At 71.9% G+C, this 18,427-nt stretch carries 12 protein-coding genes and 1 pseudogene; 5 read left to right on the top strand and 8 right to left on the bottom strand.

Annotation, left to right across the window (positions count from 1 at the left end):
• Window positions 1-12 precede the first annotated feature (12 nt).
• The 7 genes and pseudogenes from R6Y94_RS06840 to R6Y94_RS06810 form a co-directional block, all read right to left on the bottom strand.
• The gene (locus R6Y94_RS06840) at window positions 13-2,076 is read right to left on the bottom strand and encodes a glycogen debranching N-terminal domain-containing protein (protein WP_318394915.1); all 2,064 of its coding nucleotides are present in this window, start codon (window positions 2,074-2,076) and stop codon (window positions 13-15) included.
• Window positions 2,073-2,447, bottom strand: a complete 375-nt coding sequence (locus R6Y94_RS06835; protein WP_318394914.1) for an SCP2 sterol-binding domain-containing protein — start codon at window positions 2,445-2,447, stop codon at window positions 2,073-2,075. The genes R6Y94_RS06840 and R6Y94_RS06835 overlap by 4 nt, the downstream gene beginning before the upstream one ends.
• A 167-nt stretch (window positions 2,448-2,614) precedes the next feature.
• The gene (locus tag R6Y94_RS06830; RefSeq protein WP_318394913.1) at window positions 2,615-3,031 is read right to left on the bottom strand and encodes a CBS domain-containing protein; all 417 of its coding nucleotides are present in this window, start codon (window positions 3,029-3,031) and stop codon (window positions 2,615-2,617) included.
• 421 nt (window positions 3,032-3,452) lie between these two features.
• Window positions 3,453-3,758: pseudogene (locus R6Y94_RS06825) on the bottom strand (TIGR03618 family F420-dependent PPOX class oxidoreductase); the annotation flags it as partial.
• A gap of 16 nt (window positions 3,759-3,774) precedes the next feature.
• Complete coding sequence (locus tag R6Y94_RS06820; protein WP_318394912.1) at window positions 3,775-4,800, bottom strand: aspartate-semialdehyde dehydrogenase; 1,026 nt, start codon at window positions 4,798-4,800, stop codon at window positions 3,775-3,777.
• 191 nt (window positions 4,801-4,991) lie between these two features.
• Window positions 4,992-6,353: a pitrilysin family protein gene (locus tag R6Y94_RS06815; protein WP_318394911.1), complete on the bottom strand. Its 1,362-nt coding sequence runs from the start codon at window positions 6,351-6,353 to the stop codon at window positions 4,992-4,994.
• A complete protein-coding gene (locus R6Y94_RS06810; protein ID WP_318394910.1) occupies window positions 6,350-7,648 on the bottom strand; it encodes a pitrilysin family protein in 1,299 nt (432 codons plus the stop codon). Before R6Y94_RS06810 ends, R6Y94_RS06815 begins: the two co-directional genes overlap by 4 nt.
• A 217-nt stretch (window positions 7,649-7,865) precedes the next feature.
• On the opposite strand from R6Y94_RS06810, the gene R6Y94_RS06805 reads away from it, so the two are divergent.
• Window positions 7,866-11,582 (top strand): M12 family metallo-peptidase, encoded by a 3,717-nt coding sequence (locus R6Y94_RS06805; RefSeq protein WP_318394909.1) that lies wholly within the window; start codon window positions 7,866-7,868, stop codon window positions 11,580-11,582.
• A gap of 585 nt (window positions 11,583-12,167) precedes the next feature.
• Here the strand turns inward: R6Y94_RS06805 and R6Y94_RS06800 are convergent.
• Window positions 12,168-12,416, bottom strand: a complete 249-nt coding sequence (locus tag R6Y94_RS06800) for a flavin reductase (protein ID WP_318394908.1) — start codon at window positions 12,414-12,416, stop codon at window positions 12,168-12,170.
• A 638-nt stretch (window positions 12,417-13,054) separates the two neighbouring features.
• Between R6Y94_RS06800 and R6Y94_RS06795 the strand changes: the two genes are divergently transcribed.
• The 4 genes from R6Y94_RS06795 to R6Y94_RS06780 all read left to right on the top strand — a co-directional run bounded on the left by R6Y94_RS06795 (window position 13,055) and on the right by R6Y94_RS06780 (window position 18,204).
• Window positions 13,055-13,924, top strand: a complete 870-nt coding sequence (locus R6Y94_RS06795; protein WP_318394907.1) for a helix-turn-helix transcriptional regulator — start codon at window positions 13,055-13,057, stop codon at window positions 13,922-13,924.
• The gene (locus R6Y94_RS06790; protein ID WP_318394906.1) at window positions 13,917-14,117 is read left to right on the top strand and encodes a DUF397 domain-containing protein; all 201 of its coding nucleotides are present in this window, start codon (window positions 13,917-13,919) and stop codon (window positions 14,115-14,117) included. The genes R6Y94_RS06795 and R6Y94_RS06790 overlap by 8 nt, the downstream gene beginning before the upstream one ends.
• A 356-nt stretch (window positions 14,118-14,473) precedes the next feature.
• Window positions 14,474-15,568, top strand: a complete 1,095-nt coding sequence (locus tag R6Y94_RS06785) for a 3-deoxy-7-phosphoheptulonate synthase (RefSeq protein ID WP_318394905.1) — start codon at window positions 14,474-14,476, stop codon at window positions 15,566-15,568.
• 203 nt (window positions 15,569-15,771) lie between these two features.
• Complete coding sequence (locus tag R6Y94_RS06780; protein ID WP_318394904.1) at window positions 15,772-18,204, top strand: penicillin-binding protein; 2,433 nt, start codon at window positions 15,772-15,774, stop codon at window positions 18,202-18,204.
• Window positions 18,205-18,427 lie beyond the last annotated feature (223 nt).

Raw genomic sequence — 18,427 nt, 5'->3', positions numbered from 1 at the left:
CGGGCATGCCGGTCACTCCATCAGCCTCGGTGGTGTCCGGCTGTGCTCCGCCCGGCCCCGGCCGAAAGCGTCGATCAGGCCCCATCGGCCCGGGATGTCCAGCAGTTCCATCCGGCCCATCCCCGCCGGCAGGGCCGGGTCGACGACCAGGTGCTCGCCGTGCGGATCCAGGCCCAGCAGGGTCCGGATCAGCAGCATCGGGGTACCGGTCGACCAGGCCTGCGGGCTACACGCCGTCGGGTACTGGACCGGATACTTCGTCAGCGCCCGGTCGTAGCCGGCGAACGCCTCCGGGAGGCGGCCTTCGAAGTACCGCCCCGCCTCGATCATCGCCTCGGCGATCTGGCCCGCCTCGTGCCGGAAGCCGTACCGGCGCAGACCCCAGGCGATCAGCGAGTTGTCGAACGGCCAGACCGTGCCGACGTGGTAGCCGATCGGGTTGTACCGGCCCTCCCCCTCGGCCAGGGTCCGCACCCCCCAGCCGGAGAAGAGCCGGGGGCCGAGCAGGTGCTCGGCCACCTTCCCGGCCCGGTCGTCGTCGACGATCCCGCTCCACAGCAGGTGCCCCATGTTCGACGAGAGCGCGTCCACCTGGCCGCCCTCGGTGTCCAGGGCCAACGCGTAGTATTCGCCGTCGGAAACCCAGAAGTCCCGGTTGAACCGCTGCTTCAGCTCCGCCGCCTCCCGCTCCAACTGGTCGGCGTAGACCGGGTCCCGCCAGACCAGCCGGGCGAGCCGGGCGCCGCGCATCTTGGCGTCGTACGCGTAGCCCTGTAGCTCGCAGGTGGCCCGGGGATAGGCCGGCAGCCGCCCGTCGGAGTACGAGATGGCGTCCCAGGAGTCCTTCCAGCACTGGTTCTCCAGCCCGTTGCGCAGGTTCCGCCGCTCGAACCAGATGTAGCCGTTGCCCATCAGGTCCCCGTACCGGTCGATCCAGTTCAGCGCCGCCCGGACCTCGTGCTCCAGCGTCTCGACCAGCTCGGTGTCCCCGGTCCACCGCTCGTACTCGTCGAGCAGGATCACGAAGAGCGGGGTCGAGTCGGCCGAGCCGTAGTAGGGCGAGTGCGGCTGCTCCTCGAACGCCGTCGACTCGCCGTACCGGATCTCGTGCAGCATCTTCCCGGGCTCGCGCTCCCGGAAGTCGTCCAGGCTGACCCCCTGGGACAGTGCCAGGTAGCGCAGCGTCGGTCCGGTGAGTTCCGGGGTGAACGGCAGGGACTGGAGGCAGGTGATCAGACTGTCCCGGCCGAACATGGTCATGAACCAGGGCAGGCCGGCGGCCGGCAACGGCGGTCCGGCGACCAGTGGCGTGTACCGCAGCGCGGCCAGGTCGACCAGGCTGCGCCGGTACGTCTCGGTCAGCGCCTCGCTGTCGCTGGTGAGCTTCGGCGCCCGGTCCAACCAGGCGCCCAGGTCCTGGCGCAGCTCCTGCGGGGAGCGGCTCTGGTGCCGCTGGATGCTGAGCCGGATGTCCCGGCCGCCCGCCCCCTCCACCAGGGTCTCCACCCGCAACCGGGTCTGCCACTGCTGGTGCGCCCCGATCCGCAGCACGAAGGTCAGCCCGTCGTGGTCGAACTCGGCCGGCGCGGTCGAGGTGATGACCGCCTCGCGCCTGAAGGTCTCCCGCTGGTAGCAGAGTCGCAGCCGGTCCTGCTCCACCAGCACGGTGGTGCCGCCGACCTTCTCCCTGACGTCCTTGATCTCGAACAGGTCGGCGAAGTCGCTCGCCGCGTTGATCCGGACCGTCAGTTCGACCGCCTGGTCCTGGTGGTTGAGTACGGTCAGCTCCTCGACGAAGCTGCCGCCGATCGTCCGGTGCCGGATGATCGACAGCTTGGCGTCCACGTAGTGCGTCGGCTCGCCCGGGACCAGGAAGAACTGCGACTCGAAGTACTGGAGGTCATCGACGGAGAGCACGTTGAGCCGGTTTCCGTCAACGGTCAGTTCCCACTTCGACAGGAACCGGGTGTCGAACGAGAACAGTCCGGTGGGGAAGGTAGGCGACGGGTCGATGTCGCCCCGGTTGTCGCTGACCACGAAGGTGTTCCCGTCGAGGATGCTGACCAGTGGTTTCATCGCCGCTGCCCCCGCTGCCGTACCCATTCCTGAGGTTCGTGCGCGCCCGGCGGCCCGGGCACGAGGTGGTTCAGGTAGCCGTACAGGGCCAGCTTCCCCTCCACGGTCACCCGGTTACGCAGCAACGCCGCGAGCGGGTTCGCCTCGCCAGCGGCGACCCGGTTGAAGAACTCCCGGTCGGTCCGGACCGTGCAGTCCGCCGTACGGTCCGTCTGGGTGGCGCTCACGCTGCCGGCACTGAGCACCAGTAGCCAGGTGTCGACGTCCGCGCCCGACTCGAGTTCGAAGCGGACCGTTCCCCGGATCTTGCCCAGCAGCGGGTCCGGGGGCCGGTGGTTGAGCCCTTCGAAGAACTCCGTGGTCGGATCCATCGCCCTGCCCTCCCTCGCCTGCCCGTCCGACGTCCTCCGGTGGCCCGGTCGGCGGCCGGAGCCGGCGCCGTCACCCGGGCCCGACGACGTCGGGACACGGGTCGACGGCGCGGCGTGGCCCGACGAGCCCGGGGACGCCGTTGTCGCCCGGGCCCGTCGGGCCAGTCTCAGTTGTTCGGTTCATCGGCGCTGATGTCGGCGAGCACGGACTGCGGCTCCCGCTCGACCGCGAGGTCGCCGAGGGAGACCAAGCCGATCAGTCGGCCGTCCTCGACCACCGGCAACCGCCGTACGCCGTACGTCCGCATCAGGTCTGCGGCGGCGACCGCGTCGTCGTACTGCGTCACGGTCACCACGTCCTGGGTGAGGATCTGGCTCAGCGTGGCGCTCGACGGGTTCAACTCTTCGGCCACCCCGCGCACCGTGATGTCGCGGTCTGTGACGATGCCTATCACGTTGTCCCCGTTGGTCACGATCACATCGCCGATGGCGCTGTCCCGCATCTCCTGGGCGGCAGCGGTGAGCGTGTCGCCGCCGTCCATGGTCACCAAGCGGGTCGTCATGAACTCTCCGACGGTCGTCATCCTGCTCCCCTCTCAAGGTCGGCCGACCCGGTCTACCCGGGCAGACCTCGACGTAACACCGCAGAGGGGGACCCGGCAGGTATCCCCGACACCGACCGGCGCGCCGGATCACCGTGACAACGCGTAAAGGCGATTTGTCGGTACCGAGACCGTGCCGGTCAGGGCCGGCCGGCTCCGGTGACGGCCCAGAACGACGGCACCCGCCGGCAGTCCTCCGGCGGGAAGGTGTTGGAGAGCGCCTACGTCGTGGTCGGCACCAGGAAGGCCGAGCTGGGCCGCGCCGAGAAAGACGTTGGAGTTCATCGTGGTGTTGGCGCTCGGCGTCAGCGCCGGAACCACCCCCCGACGTGCCGGGCCCGGGCCTCGGTGTGCGATCGGCGACGGCGCCGACCCCCCGGGCGCCGGTGCCGGCCAGACTCGGCTAGCCGCGCGGCGGTGCGCCGTACACTCGCTCGACCGGGAGCCGCAGCACCAGTCGGCGGTCCGCGACCATCGCCCGGCGGTAGTCGTCCCAGTCCGGGTGCTCGCCCTGGACCGCCCGGTAGACGTCGACGAGTTCCTCGACCGTCGGGTCGGTTGGCTCGGCCGCCACCGGGGTCAGCTCGGCGCTGCCCTCGGCGACCGCGTACGCCCAGCCGTCTGGGGTGCTGACCTGGAAGCTCGCCCGGGGATCGCGCCGCAGGTTGGCGGTCTTGGCCCGGTCGTCGGTGACGGAGACCCGGATCAGCCGGCGGAGCCGGATGTCACCGCGACTCGCCGGCCACCAGTTCGGCGATCTGTACGGCGTTCAGCGCCGCACCCTTGCGCAGGTTGTCGGTGGAGCAGAAGAACGACAGCCCGTGCTCGACGGTCTCGTCGACCCGGAGCCGGCCGACGTACGTCGGGTCCTGCCCGGCCGCCAGCAGCGGGGTGGGTACGTCCGCCAGCGCCACCCCGGGCGCCAAGGCCAGCAACTCGCGGGCCCGCTCTGGGCGCAGCGGCCGGGCGAACCTGGCGTTGACCTGCAACGAGTGCCCGGTGAATACCGGCACCCGGACGCAGGTGCCGGAGACCCTCAGCTCGGGGATTTCCAGGATCTTGCGGCTCTCGTTGCGGAGCTTCTGCTCCTCGTCGGTCTCCGCCGACCCGTCGTCGACGATCGAGCCGGCCAGCGGCAGCACGTTGAAGGCGATCGGCTGGGCGTACTGCCGGGGGGCCGGGAACTCGACGGCCCGGCCGTCGAAGGCGAGCGCGGCAGCACCGTCGGCGACCTTGCGGACCTGCTCGTCCAGCTCGGCGACGCCGGCCAGCCCGGAGCCGGAGACCGCCTGGTAGGTCGCCACCACCAGGCTGAGCAGTCCGGCCTCGGCGTGCAGCGGGCGCAGCACCGGCATCGCCGCCATGGTGGTGCAGTTGGGGTTGGCGATGATGCCCCGGGGGCGTTCGGCGACGGCGTGCGGGTTGACCTCGGCGACCACCAGCGGCACCTCGGGATCCATCCGCCAGGCCGACGAGTTGTCGATCACCACCGCGCCAGCCTCGGCGACCCGGGGGGCGAGCGCCTTGCTCGTACCCTTTCCGGCCGAGAAGAGCGCGATGTCCAGCCCCGCGTAGTCGGCGGTCTCGGCGTCCTCGACGGTGACCTCGCCGTCCCGCCAGGGCAGGCTGCGCCCCGCCGACCGGGCCGAGGCGAACAGCCGCAGCTCGTCCACCGGAAACTGGCGGTCGGCGAGTATCCGCCGCATCACGCCACCGACCTGCCCGGTGGCCCCCACAATGCCGATCCTCATACCGCGAGGCTACCCAGCCGTTCGGGCGGCCTGGCAAGCCGATTACCGCACCGCCCAGCATCCGGGCGGCCGACGGCGGCCGGACAGGCCGGTAGGGCGTCGGCGAGTTGCCGGCGGCGGGCGACGTGAGCCGCCCGGCCCGGACGGCCCGGCCCCAAGCCGCCCCACGCAGGGCGGCCCGACGCAGGGCGTCAGTCGGCGGCGTCGACCACCTCGCCGAGCCCGCTGGCGACCAGCTCGTCCCGGATCAGCGCCGTGTCGCCCTCGATCACCAGGGTCAGCCCCTGCGGGTGCAGGTGCGTCGCCGCCGCCGCCGACACCGCCGGCTCGGCGGTCGACAGCAACTGCTCGCGCAGCGTCGCGTGGTAGTCGTCCGGCAGGTCGTGCACGACCAGCGTGGCGAGCGCGCTGGCAATGGCCCGGGGGGTCTGCAACTCCACCGAGAGCTGCCCGGCCCGCCAGGCCCGGGCGACCGCCAGCTCCGGCTCGGTCACCCCGGCGTCCCGGGTACGGGTGATCTCGCCCACCGCGTCCACCAGGGCCGGCGCGGTCACCGCGGTCTGCACCCCGGAGCTGACCACGAACCGCCCGAACCGCCGTGAGTGGCCGAACTCGGACCGGATCCCGTACGTGTAACCGCGTACCTCCCGGATCAGGTGGTTCAGCCGGGAGGTGAACGCGCCGCCGAGCACCGTGGCGGCCAGCGTCATCGGCACGTAGTCCGGGTGTGCCCGGTGCGGAGCGGGGTGCCCGAGCCGCAGCGTGGACTGGACCGAGCCGGGCCGGTCGACCAGGATGATCCGCCGCTCGTCGCGTACCGGCACCTCCAGCGGCGGACCGGCCGGTTGCACCGCACCGTCCGCGCCGGCGAACGCGGTGGTGCCGAGCACGTCGAGGTCGATCCGGTCGAGGTCCCCGACGACCAGCAGGGTGCCGAACCGGGTCAGCCAGGCGGCGTGGAACGACGTGACGTCGTCGACGGTGACCGCGGCCACCGAGTCGGGGTCGCCGTCCATCGGGCGGCCGGGCCGCTGGTCGGCCCCGAACAGGTCGGCGCGGAGCACGGCGTCGGCCCGTGGCCCCGGGTTCGCCCAGTACATCCGCAGCGCGGTGACCTCGTCGTCACGTACCCGGGTGATGTCCGCCGGGTCGAGCCGCGGCGTCCGGACGGCCTCGGCCAGCAGCTCCACCGCGGCCGGCAGCCGCTCGACCGGGACCTGCACGCTGACCTGGAACGCGTCCCAGTCGGTGCTGATGGTCAGCTCGGTGCCGAGCCCCTCCAGCGCGAGCGCGTACGCCGTGGAGTCGCGCCGGGTGGTCCCCTCCTCCAGCGCCTTCGCGAGTACCCCGGAGAGCCCCTCCCGGCCGAGCGGCTCGCGCCCGGCGCCGCCGTCGAGCAGCAGCACCGCGACGGCGAGGTGGTGCCCCGGCAGGTGGGCGGCGACGACCTTGCCACCGGCCACCGCCTTGCGGACCACTCGGGGAAAGGTGTACGGCCGGGCGGCCCCGGTCGGCGGCCGTTCCGTGATCAGGGTGGGTCCCGGCTCGGTCATGACGCCTCTTCCTGGGTCTCCGGCAGGTAGGTCAGGGTCGCCCGGTCCTCGGGCCGGAGCAGCTCGGCGGCGAGCCCGCTCACCTGCTCCGCGGTGACCGAGAGCCAGCCCGGCAGCCGGTCGGCCGCCCGGGCCGGGTCGCCGAGCTGGGTGGCGTGCCGGCCGAGCAGGTCGGCCCGGCCGTCCACGCTGGCGAGCTGCCGCCACCAGCCGGTGGTGAGCAGCGCCTTGGCCCGGTCGAGTTCGGCCCCGGTCACCCCGTCGGCCAGCCCGTCGAGCACCTCGACGAGCCCCGCCTCCAACTCCTCGGCGGTCACCCCGTCCCGGGCGGTGGCGGTGACGAGCAGCGGAGCCGGCGCGTACGCCAGGTCGACGCCGAACGCGCCCACACTGTCCGGCTGGGCGAGCCGGGCCCCGTCGGCGAGCCGCTGGTAGAGCCGGCTGCCCCGGCCGCTGCCGAGCAGCGTGGCCAGCACGGTCACCGTGTCGTAACCGGGGCCGCCGAACGGATGGGTCCGGTGCGCCAGATAGACCCTCGGCGCGGGCACGTCGGCGGTGACGGTCTCCCGGACCGGGGCTCCGATGGTCGGCACCACCTGGCCGTCCGGGGCCGGTGGGATGTCCGACTGCGGCACCAGCCTGCCGAAGTAGCGCTCGGCCAGCGCGAAGACCTCCGCGGCCGAGGCGTCCCCGGCCACCGTCAGCACCGCGTTGTTCGGCGCGTAGTAGGTGGTGTGGAACGCCTGGAAGGTCGCCAGGTCGGCGGCGTTCAGATCGGCCATCGAGCCGATGGTGGCGTGGTGGTACGGGTGGCCGGGCGGATAGAGCAGCGGCAGCAGGCGCAGCCAGGCGTCCCCGTACGGGACGTTCTCGTAGCGCTGCCGCCGCTCGTTCTTCACCACCTCGCGCTGGTTGTCCAGGGTCTCCTGGGTCAGCGCCGGCACCAGACCGCCCATCCGGTCCGCCTCCAGCCAGAGCGCGAGTTCCAGGTGCTCCGAGGGCAGCGTCTCGAAGTAGTTGGTCCGGTCCGGGTTGGTGGTCGCGTTCAGCGAGCCGCCGGAGCCCTGCACCAACTGCATGTGCTCGGTCTTGGCCACGTTGACCGAACCCTCGAACATCAGGTGTTCGAACAGGTGGGCGAAGCCGGTCTGGCCGTCCGGCTCGTGTCGTGAGCCGACGTCGTACCAGAGGTTGACCGCGACAACGGGGGCGGTGCGATCCTCGCTGACCACCACGCGCAGGCCGTTGTCCAGCCGGGTGGTCTCGATCGGCCAGGGATAACCGGTCTCGGGCATGGCCACGACGCTATCCGATCGACCCGCCCCGGCGGGCACAACCCCGCCGGGAAGGGACCACAGTGGTCGGCTCCGCTTCCGGCCGCCCGGAGGCTGTTCACCGCCGGGTCCGGGCGCCTATCGTGCGATCACCCCCGCAACTGCTCGATGGACTTGGCCGGGTGGCAGGAACGCCCGCGCGACCGACCGGCGCCGGAGTAGTCCCAAGGAGACAGAGTTGACGACCCCCTCGTTACCCGCCGCCGCTCGCGGTCGGGCGGCACCGCGCCGACGCCTGGCCACCCTCGCGGTGGCCGCCCTCGCCGCCGGCGTACTGCCGATGCTGGCCACCCCCACCCCGGCCAGCTCCGCGCCGGGCCAGCCGGCCAACCCGTGGACCCGGCTCGCCGACGGCTCGGCCGCCGCCCGGTCCGCCGGGCCCACCGACATCCAGGTCGGGCGGTTCACCGGGTACGCCCTGGACCGGGCGAGCCTCGCCGCCGCCCTGGACCGGGCTCCCGAGGAGCGCGGCGGCACCGCCCCGGCCCAGTCCCTGGTGGTGTCGCTGCCCGCACCGGACGGCACGTTCCAGCGGTTCGCGCTGGTCGACTCGCCGGTGATGGCGCCCGGCCTGGCCGCCCGGCACCCGGAGATCCGCACGTACGCCGGCAGGGGGCTGGACGATCCGACCGCGACCGTCCGGGCCGACCTCACCCCGCTGGGCTTCCACGCCTCCGTCCGGTCCGAGCGCGGCGTCTGGTACGTCGACCCGTACAGCCGGCAGGACCAGGCCCGGTACGCCAGCTACTACGTGAAGGACGCCACGAACCCCGACGAGCCGTTCGTCGAGCGGGAGGACGTGGCGCACGGCGCCGAGGCGCTCGCCGACGAGCTCGGGGCGGCTCCGGGCGCGGCCGGCGGGGACGTGACACTGCGGACGTACCGGCTCGCCCTGGTGACCGACCCGTCCTACGCCAGCTACTTCGGACAGGCCAACGTCACCGCCGCCAAGGTGACGCTGGTGAACCGGGTGACCCAGATCTACTCCGACGAGACCGCGATCCGGCTGGTGCTGGTCGACGAGACCGAGAAGACCAACCTGAACACCCCGGCCGAGGCGACCGGGGCAAACGGGCCGTGCGGTGCGGCGCCCTGCTACACGGCGGCGCAGATCTCCTCCTGCGGCAGTGGCACGCTGAGCCGCAACAACATCGTGCTCGGCCAGCTCGTCGGGGCGTCCAACTACGACGTCGGGCACATCGGGCTCGGCGTCAACGGCGGCGGCATCGCCGGGCTGGGCGTGGTCGGCGGGGCGAACAAGGCGCGCGGCTGCACCGGCCTGCCGACCCCGGTCGGCGACTTCTTCGCGGTCGACTACGTCGCGCACGAGATCGGCCACCAGTTCGCCGGCAACCACACCTTCAACGGCACCCAGTGGAACTGCTCCGGCGGCAACCGCAGCCCCGCCAACTCGTACGAGCCGGGCAGCGGTTCGTCGATCATGGCGTACGCCGGCATCTGCCAGCAGGACAACCTGCAACCGCACAGCGACCCGTACTGGTCGCAGCGCAGCTACACCGAGATCACCACGTACGTCGGTTCGGCCCGGCCGGCCGTCAACGAGGTGCAGAACGTCTCGCTGCGCGAGTTCGACACCGACGGCGACTCGTTCACGCTCCGCTTCGGCGATGCCGAGTCGGTGCCGATCGTCCGGGACGGCAACTACAGCACGGCCGGGATCAAGGCGGCGATCGAGGCGATCCCGGGCTGGCCGGCCGGCGCGCTCGTCGCGGTCGCGCCGTTCGGCGGTACCGGCCTGCTGGACGACACCGGATTCCAGGTCACCTTCGCCGGTGGCCCGGTGGCCGCCGTCAACGTCGGTGCGCTCGCCGTCACCAATCCCACCGGCACGTCCGGGTTCGTCGGCGAGACGGTCAAGGGCGGCCCGATCGACAACGGCGGCTGGCGGGTCGAGCAGACCGGCAACTCCGCACCGGTGGTCACCGCACCGGCCGCGTACACGATTCCGGTCCGTACCCCGTTCGCGCTGACCGGCAGCGCCACCGACGCGGACGGCGACACGGTGACGTACCTGTGGGAGCAGAACGACCGGGGCGGCGTCAGCGGCGGCAGCACCGCCGGGACCGCGCTGGTCAGCAACACCAAGACCAACGGTCCGCTGTTCCGGCAGTTCGGCACGGCGGCGGTCGTCAGCCCGACCGACACCCTGGAATACCACTCCCCCGGGCTGAACGCGGTCACCACCGATCCGACCCGGGTCTTCCCGGACCTGGCGCAGATCGCCGCGAACAACACCAACGCGAAGACCGGCACCTGCCCGGCCGCGCCGCCACCACCGACCAGCGGCGGGGCGAGCAACGTGCCGCCGGAGATCGTCGACTGCTACTCGGAGTTCCTGCCCACCGCCGACTGGGTCGGCTTCACCGGTGACCGGACCCTGCATTTCCGGCTCACCGCCCGGGACGGGCACCCGGGCGCGGGCGGGATCGGCAGTGCCGACACCGCGCTGACCCTGGCGCCGGCCGCCGGACCGTTCCTGGTCACCTCGCAGGCCACCGCCGACACCCTGGTCGGCGGCACGGACCTGCCGGTGAGCTGGGACGTCGCCGGCACCGACGCCGCGCCGATCGGGGTCAGCGAGGTGAAGATCTCGCTCTCCGTCGACGGCGGCAGGACCTTCGGGTACGTCCTCGCGGAGCGCACCGCCAACGACGGCGCCGAGACGGTGACGCTGCCGAACGTCGGCACCAAGGCGGCCCGGATCAGGATCGAGGCGGTCGGCAACGTCTTCTTCGACCTCAACGACGCCGACTTCGCGCTCCGGGCCACTCCGAAGGTGACCCTGAGCGGGCCGGGTGAGGTGGTGACGGTCCAGTACAGCGACCCGATCCTGCCGGAGGTGCGGGTCACCGTCACCGACCCGGACGGCGGCCCGGGGCAGCTCACCGCGACCGCGACCGGGCTCCCCGCCGGTCTGCTGCTCGGCGCCAAGACGCCGGAGGAACCGGACGGCAGCGGCGAGCCCGCCGTCTGGGGCGTCGTCGGCAACAACCGGGCGGCCCCGGGCGACTACCCGGTGACGGTGACCGTCACCGACCAGCACGGGCTGACCGGGACGGTCTCGTTCACGGTCCGGGTACTGCCGGAGTCGGCCGAGCTGGCGTACACCGGGGACACCCTGGTGTCCGGCTCGGGCCGGAACGCGGAGGTGCTGCTCCAGGCCACCCTGCGGGAGATCTCGCCGGACACCGGGGCCGAGCCGTGGCCGGGTGACGTCTCGACCGCCACGGTGACCTTCACCGCCGGTGGCCGGACGCTCTGCACCGACGTACCGGCACCGCTCGGCACCGGCGACTCCGCCTCGGTGGCAAGTTGCACGGCGAGCCTGCCGACCGGTGGTCACGAGGTGACCGTCACGCTCGGCGGCAACTACGCGGGCAGCACGAAGGCGCGGGTCGAGGTGGCCCGGTCCGGTACCCGGGTGGTGCTCGGCGGCGGCTCGGTGACCCCCACCAGGTCGGCCGGGGCGTACCCGGTGGATCCGAAGTCCCGGGTGGAGCTCAGCGTCCTGGTCGCGCAGACCCGGCTCGGCGGCACCGGTACGACCGCCGTCTCCTTCCGTTCCGAGGGTCGGAGGTACGAGATCCGGGGCGTCGGGCTCGACTCGTTCGGTGTACGGTCCAGCGGCGGCACCGACCGCCTCGACCTGCGCACCCGGGCCGGCCTGTACGACGTCACCGACTCCCGCCGCCCGGTCACGGTGGCCACCGGACTCACCCTCCGGATCACCGGCACCGACCGCGATCTGCTCGGCGGTAGGGACAGCGTCGGGGTCACCCTGACCGAGGGCGACCGGCTGCTCCTCTCCTCCGACTGGACCGGCCTGGCCACCCAGGAGATCAACCTGACCAGCGGGACGCTCCTGCTCCTCTGAGGTGCGCGAAAGGGCCCCTCCGGTCGGAGCTTGGGTTCTCGGGATCGCCGCAACGACCCCTTGAAACCGCCCAGCGTTCCGACCCGAGGGGCCCTTCGTTATGTCGCCAAAGGGCACGTGTCAGCGTCCGATCCCTGGCGACGGGACGACCCGGCGACCGGCGGCGGCATGTCTGCTGCGGAGACTGTCGAGCTGCCCCGGCTGTGCTCCCGGTTGGACGGACGGTGCCCGGACCGGTCCGGGCACCGTTCGGGCGTAGTGACCTCCGCACAGGACGAGATCGCCCACCGGAACGACCTCACGCTCCGGTGGGCGCGCAAACGGGGCAGCTCTACAGTCCGAACCAGAGGTACCGCCGGAAGGGCCGACAGCGGGCAGGGCGGTCCCGGGGCGTTCGGCTCACGCCGCACGGCGCGCGCGGCTGCCGCCGGAAGGCAGCGGCTCCGGCGAGTTTGCCCTCCGGATGTTGGAGGTGGTGGCGCCGACCTGGACAGCAGAGGCGCTACCGGAGTGCTGTAGCGCCTCTGCTGTCCAGGTCGGGCTCGGGCGTCGGCCATGGCAGGGCCGGAACGGACGCCAGGTCGGTCAGCGGCGGCGCGGCACGCAGTGGAGGAACCGGCTCGCGAGCAGCGCGGGGTGTACGTCGGGCAATTCCTGCAAGGCGCGGGCAAGGTGGCTACCGAGGTACACCATCAGACTCAACCGGTTGCCCCGGACGCCGGTCAGCAGCGCCAGCCGCGCGTCCTGGCACGGCCAGTCGAGGCCGCAGGCCCGGCACCGGTACGAGGAATGCACCGGCACGTGCCGCCGCCAACGCTCCTCGCAGCCGATCATGACACCGCCGGTCGGACTTCCTCGGCTCGGCGTCCCCACCCGGCCTCTCCGGGCGTCAGCGCACCAACCCGGCCGATCTGGTGTCGCCCGGACGGCGAGTTCCAGTGTGAATCGCGGACGTTCCGGGCCCGAGGCCGAGCGGACGTCGACCGGCTGCCCGCCGCGACGGCCATGGGTGCCGCCGCCCGAACGGCCCCCCGGTACGTGGCCGGGGTGAGCGGCGGCGCCTTCGGCGCGTACGGCATCGGGACCGATTCGATCGAGTCCGGGCACCGCCAGCGGAAGCCGCACCGGCAGTAGCGCCAGAGGCGACGCCAGTCCCGCCGATGCCGCAACCGAGGGCCGACCAGGACGTCGGTCAACAACCAGTGGAGTCTCCTCATCGCATACCTCCTCGGGGAGTCGGAGGGAGCCGATCTCAGTGGGGAGAGCTGAGACCGGCTCCCGGTGCGAGTTCCACCCGGGCGCTTTGCGGTCACCGAGCGGTCCTGCTGCTGCCACTCTCGGTGCCCCCACAAGGGACATGCAACGGTCTAAGCTGACGCATCGCTCGCTAGTCGTTCCTTCTTCACAATCCACCGGAAACAGTCCCAGAATCGATCGACTGATTGCTTCAAGTTGAGACAGGGGGTCCGGCGATGACGGACGTGGGATCGTCCATACCGCGCAGGCAACTGGGCCGGTTCCTGAGGCAGGCTCGGGAACAGGCCGGGCTGTCCCTGGAGGCCGCCGGCGCCGACCTCGAATGGTCGCGCTCCACGATGTACCGGATCGAGGGCGGCCAGGCCGCCGTCAAGGCACGTGACGTCGAGGCGATGTGCCGGCTCTACGGCATCTCCGGCGAGATGCCCGAGGCGCTGAAGAAGCTCGCCGCCCAGACCAAGGCGAAGGGTTGGTGGCACGCCTACGGCGACACCCTGCCGGCCTGGTTCGAGCTGTACGTCGGCCTGGAAGCCGCAGCCTCCCGCCTCCGGCACTGGGAACCCGCCGCACTACCCGGCCTGCTACAGACGAGGGAGTACGCCGAGTTCCTGCTGCGGTCGCATCCGGACCTTCCGCCCCGCGAAGTCGGGCGCCTGGTCGAGGTCCGGATGGAGCGCCAGAAAATCCTGACGCGGAAGAAGCCCGAGCCGCCGCGTCTGGAGGTCATCGTGGACGAGGGGGTGCTACGCCGGGAGGCCCCGGGGATGGCACGCCAACTCGCCCACCTTCACAACCAGGCGGCGGCCGAAGTGGCGAGCATCCGGGTCGTCCCGCGATCCGCCGCGCCGAGCTTCGCCCTGACCGGCGGGCAGTTCATCATCCTGGAGTTTCCCCCGCTCGGCATCAGGACGCCCGAACCCACCACGGTCTACAGCGAGTCCCTGACCGGCGCCCTTTACCTCGACAAGCCGGCAGAAGTTGCGGCGTACGCTAAGGCATGGAGGGCAATCGAAGAAGCGGCACTCGATCCGGCCCGGTCGGCCGACCTGATAGCAATGATCGGCAAGGAGATACGCGATGAGTGACCAGACCGGCGCCGACTGGCGCAAGTCCAGCCGGAGCAACGGGTCGGGCGGCGCGTGTGTGGAAGTCGCCGACAACCTCTCCGGCGTCGTCCTCGTCCGCGACACGAAGGACCGCGAGGGCGGCACGCTGGCGTTCGCTCCCGGCCGGTGGCAGGCGTTCGTCCGCTTCGCCAAGCAGTCCGCGACTGCCTGACCCCGCCACCCCACCCGTCCACCCGACCCCGTCCGACCCAACCCGAGGACGAGGACTGACCGGTTTAGGGTGGCGCGTCCGCTTCGCCGTACCAAGGCGTGATTCCGCGCGTACCAGGAGTTGGACACCCGGTCCGGCGCGGACCGCCGTCGGGTATGGTTCTCTCCGTGGCGCGTTCGTATCGATGGTTTAGTCAGCCGGCTCCGGAGCCGGTGACTCAGCCATGACCTGACGTCACCATCCAGCAAGAGCCGGCTGAAGCAGGGACATCGTCCCTGCTTTTTTCGTGGAAACAGCCGGCTCGACTCCCGGGCGCCGGCCCCGGGGTGGCGGTCGGCAGAGAGGGAGCCTCGACGATGACCACCACTGGGATGGGTCGGGTCAGCGACCAGCGCATCGACCGGATCGTGCCGCTGACCACCCCGGCGATGCTGCACCACGAACTGCCCCTGGACGAGCCGTTGACCAGCGCCGTACTGGACGGCCGACGATCGGTCGCCCGGGTGCTCGACCGGGAGGACGATCGGCTGCTGGTCGTCGTCGGCCCCTGCTCGGTACACGATCCGGCGGCGGCCCTGGACTACGCGCAACGGCTGCGGGTGGCAGCGGCCGAGCACGCCGACGACCTGCTGGTGGTGATGCGGGTCTACTTCGAGAAACCCCGCTCCACCGTCGGCTGGAAGGGCCTGATCAACGACCCGGGGCTGGACGGCTCGGGCGACGTGAACGCCGGGCTGCGGGCCGCCCGCGCGCTGCTGCTGGACGTACTCCGGCTGGGGCTGCCGGTCGGCTGCGAGTTCCTGGACCCGATCACCCCGCAGTACATCGCCGACACGGTGGCCTGGGGTGCCATCGGGGCCCGTACGGTGGAGAGCCAGGTGCACCGGCAGCTCTCGTCCGGCCTCTCCATGCCGATCGGGATGAAGAACCGCCCGGACGGCAGCGTGGGTACGGCGGTCGACGCGATCCGGGCCGCCGGGGTGCCGCACGTCTTCCCCGGCATCGACGTCTCCGGGGCTCCGGCGATCATGCACACCCGGGGCAACGCGGACTGCCACCTGGTGCTGCGCGGCGGCCGGGGCGAGCCCAACTACGACGCCGAGTCGGTGGCGGCGTCGCTCTCGCTGCTCCGGGCGGCCGGGCTGCCCGAGCGGCTGGTGATCGACGCGAGCCACGACAACAGCGGCAAGGACCACCGCCGGCAGCCGGTGGTCGCCGCCGACGTGGCCCGGCAGATGGCCGACGGCCAGCGCGGCATCGTCGGGGTGATGCTGGAGTCGTTCCTGGTACCCGGCCGGCAGGACCTGGACCCGACCCGGCCGCTGGAGTACGGGCAGTCGATCACCGACGCCTGCCTCGGCTGGCCGGAGACCGAGGAGGTGCTGGCGGATCTGGCGGCAGCGGTCCGGGCCCGGCGGGTGGCGGCACCGGCCGGTACCACGTTGGGCTGACCTGTCCGGATCGGCGGCGGCCGGTCGGGGCCGCCGCCGGGATTCCGGGTGTGACGTAGCAGTCAGTTGGGAGATCCACCGCGACGCAACCGTGCGGTTCGGTGCGGCGTCTGGATCAATAGGGCGAAAAGCGCGCGTACGGTTGTGCTCGCGCCGGCCGCCCGCCCGCGACCTGCCCGCCAGACCCAGAGGTTCACGCGATCATGCCGAAACTCCGCCGACGTGGCCTGCCCAAGGCCGCCACGCTGCTCATCTGTGCCCTGCTCGCCGGGGTGGTGGTCGCCGGGGCGGCGTTCCCGGCGGTGGCCATGTCCGGGCTCGCGGCGAAGGCCGGCGCCGACTCGTTCCAGGACCTGCCCACCGAGCTGACCGTGCCGCAGGTGCCGGAGGCGACCCAGGTCTTCGCCGCCGACAACAAGACGCTGATGGCGACGTTCTACGACGAGAACCGCCAGGACGTCCCGCTGGCCGAGATCTCGCCGGCGATGCGGGACGCGATGATCGCCGCCGAGGACCACGCGTTCTACCGGCACAACGGGGTCGACGTGAAGGGCTTCATGCGGGCCCTGATCTCGAACTTCACCGGCAACTCCCGGCAGGGCGCCTCGACGCTGACCATGCAGCTCGTCCGGATGTCGATCACATACGGTGCCACCGACCCGAACGACGTGGTGGCGGCCAGCGAGGACACCAACGTCCGGAAGCTGCGCGAGATGCGCCAGGCGGCGGCGCTGGAGAACAAACTCACCAAGGACCAGATCCTGGAGCGCTACCTGAACATGGCGCCGTTCGGCCACGGGACGTACGGGGTGGCGGCGGCCAGCCGGTTCTACTTCGGCAAGGAGCCGAAGAACCTGACCGTGCCGGAGGCGGCGATGATCGCCGGTCTGGTCAAGTCGCCGAGCTACTACGACGCGCTGGACAGCGCGGGGCCCGGCTACGGCCGCACGGTGGACCGCCGCGACTGGGTGATCGGGCAGATGAAGGAGACCGGTGCGATCACCGAGCAGGAGAAGGCGGCGGCGATGGCCACCCCGCTCAAGGTCAAGGGGCAGCGGCCGGCCAACGGCTGCACCAGCTCGGTACACAACGACTGGGGCTTCTTCTGCGACTTCTTCTACCGGTGGTGGATGGATCAGGAGGCGTTCGGCAACACCTCGTACGACCGGGAGCGGCGACTCAAGGGCGGCGGTTACCGGATCGTCACCACCCTCGACCCGGCCGTGCAGAAGGCCGCCTACTCCAACGTGCAGCAGTACCTGCCCACGGGGCGGAAGGACGCCCTGATGGTGGCGGCCGTCGAGCCGGGCACCGGCCGGGTGCGCGCGTTGGCCACCAACCGGACGTTCGGGCTGGACGACCCGGCGAAGCCGAAGAACCCGGTCTCCAGCAACCCGAAGCAGGCGGACGCCGGGATGCGGGCCACCTATCCGCGTACCACCAACCCGCTGCTGACCGGTGGCGGTGACGTGGCCGGGTACCAGGCCGGATCGACGTTCAAGATGTTCACCATGGTGGCCGCGCTGGAGCAGGGCTACTCGCTCAGCCACAGCTACAACGCGCCGCAGCGCTACCCGTCGAAGTACTCGGCGGAGCGCGGCAGCGACTCGGCCTGCTCCGGCACCGAGCGGTGGTGCCCGGGTAACGACAACGAGAGCATGGCCGGCATGCACGACATGTGGAGCGCGTTCGGCCGCTCCGTCAACACCTACTTCGTACCGCTGGAGGAGCGGGTCGGGGCGGCCAAGGTCGTCGACGCGGCGCAGCGGATGGGGATCCGGTTCCGGCAGCCGGGCGAGGCGGCGATGGCCAACGACCCGGCCCAGGCCGACGGCTGGGGATCGTTCACCCTCGGCGTCTCGGCGACCACCCCACTGGACCTGGCGAACTCGTACGCCACGCTGGCCGCCGACGGCAAGCGCTGCGAGCCGATCCCGGTGCAGGAGGTCAAGGACCGCGCCGGCAAGGCGCTCGACATCGCCTCACCGCGCTGTGACAAGGCGGTGGACCCCGAGGTCGCCCGAGCCGCCATCGACGCGGCGCGGTGCCCGGTCGGCGACCAGTCCGCGTACGGCAGGTGCCGTGGCGCGACCGAGGCGGACGCGCACCGGGTGGTGGACCACCCGGTGGCGGGCAAGACCGGTACCACGGACAGCGAGCGGACCGCCTCCCTGGTGGCCATGACCACGACGCTCTCGGTCGCCGGCATCATGGCCAACCCGGACTGGCCGGAGACCACCACCGACATGGACCACGACATCGTGAACCCGGCCGTCTACGAGACGCTGGCCGACGCGATGAAGGGGAAGCCGAAGAAGGACTTCCCCAAGCCGGACGAGAAACTGGTGTACGGAGACCAGAAGTCGGTGCCGTCGGTCACCTGCCGCTCGGTCGACGACGCCACCGCCGCGCTGCGCGACGCCGGGTTCACGGTGGAGGTCGACCCGAACCGGGTGGCCTCGAACTGCCCGGACGGTACGGTCGCCGGCACCGATCCGGACGGCCGGACCGTTTCCGGCGGCGTGGTGATGCTCCGGGTCAGCAACGGCCAGTCCTCGACGAGCGGTCCCGGCGGCGGTCAGACCCCGACCGGGGGTGGCACCTCCGGAGGCGTCCCGGGCGGCCGACGCGGCTGACGTCCCCGGCGGGCGACTCGGCCGAACTGCGGGCTCGGCCCAGCTCCGGTCCGGGTCGCCCACCCCCGGCGAGGCGTCCTGAGGGTCGGACCCGGAAATGGATACGCCGCCCATGGCGAGGCCATGGGCGGCGCGGGTGTCGGTGTGCAGGTCGCCTCTCGGCGAGTGGCACGACGCGGCTCCAGCCGGACGGTATTCCGCGAAGGCAATTAGGTGAGGCCCG

This window comes from Plantactinospora sp. KLBMP9567 (assembly GCF_033446045.1).
Taxonomy (GTDB): Bacteria; Actinomycetota; Actinomycetes; order Mycobacteriales; family Micromonosporaceae; genus Plantactinospora.
The sequence above is the reverse complement of the archived record's forward strand: the minus strand, read 5'-3'. Positions and strand labels throughout refer to the sequence as shown.

Bases quoted from the DNA above. Each gene is read 5' to 3' on its own strand.
- R6Y94_RS06810 (WP_318394910.1), bottom strand. From the start codon at position 7,648: ATGCCCGAGACCGGTTATCCCTGGCCGATCGAGACCACCCGGCTGGAC.
- R6Y94_RS06830 (WP_318394913.1), bottom strand. From the start codon at position 3,031: ATGACGACCGTCGGAGAGTTCATGACGACCCGCTTGGTGACCATGGAC.
- R6Y94_RS06840 (WP_318394915.1), bottom strand. From the start codon at position 2,076: ATGAAACCACTGGTCAGCATCCTCGACGGGAACACCTTCGTGGTCAGC.
- R6Y94_RS06835 (WP_318394914.1), bottom strand. From the start codon at position 2,447: ATGGATCCGACCACGGAGTTCTTCGAAGGGCTCAACCACCGGCCCCCG.
- R6Y94_RS06795 (WP_318394907.1), top strand. From the start codon at position 13,055: ATGACGGACGTGGGATCGTCCATACCGCGCAGGCAACTGGGCCGGTTC.
- R6Y94_RS06780 (WP_318394904.1), top strand. From the start codon at position 15,772: ATGCCGAAACTCCGCCGACGTGGCCTGCCCAAGGCCGCCACGCTGCTC.
- R6Y94_RS06815 (WP_318394911.1), bottom strand. From the start codon at position 6,353: ATGACCGAGCCGGGACCCACCCTGATCACGGAACGGCCGCCGACCGGG.
- R6Y94_RS06790 (WP_318394906.1), top strand. From the start codon at position 13,917: ATGAGTGACCAGACCGGCGCCGACTGGCGCAAGTCCAGCCGGAGCAAC.
- R6Y94_RS06785 (WP_318394905.1), top strand. From the start codon at position 14,474: ATGACCACCACTGGGATGGGTCGGGTCAGCGACCAGCGCATCGACCGG.
- R6Y94_RS06820 (WP_318394912.1), bottom strand. From the start codon at position 4,800: ATGAGGATCGGCATTGTGGGGGCCACCGGGCAGGTCGGTGGCGTGATG.
- R6Y94_RS06800 (WP_318394908.1), bottom strand. From the start codon at position 12,416: ATGATCGGCTGCGAGGAGCGTTGGCGGCGGCACGTGCCGGTGCATTCC.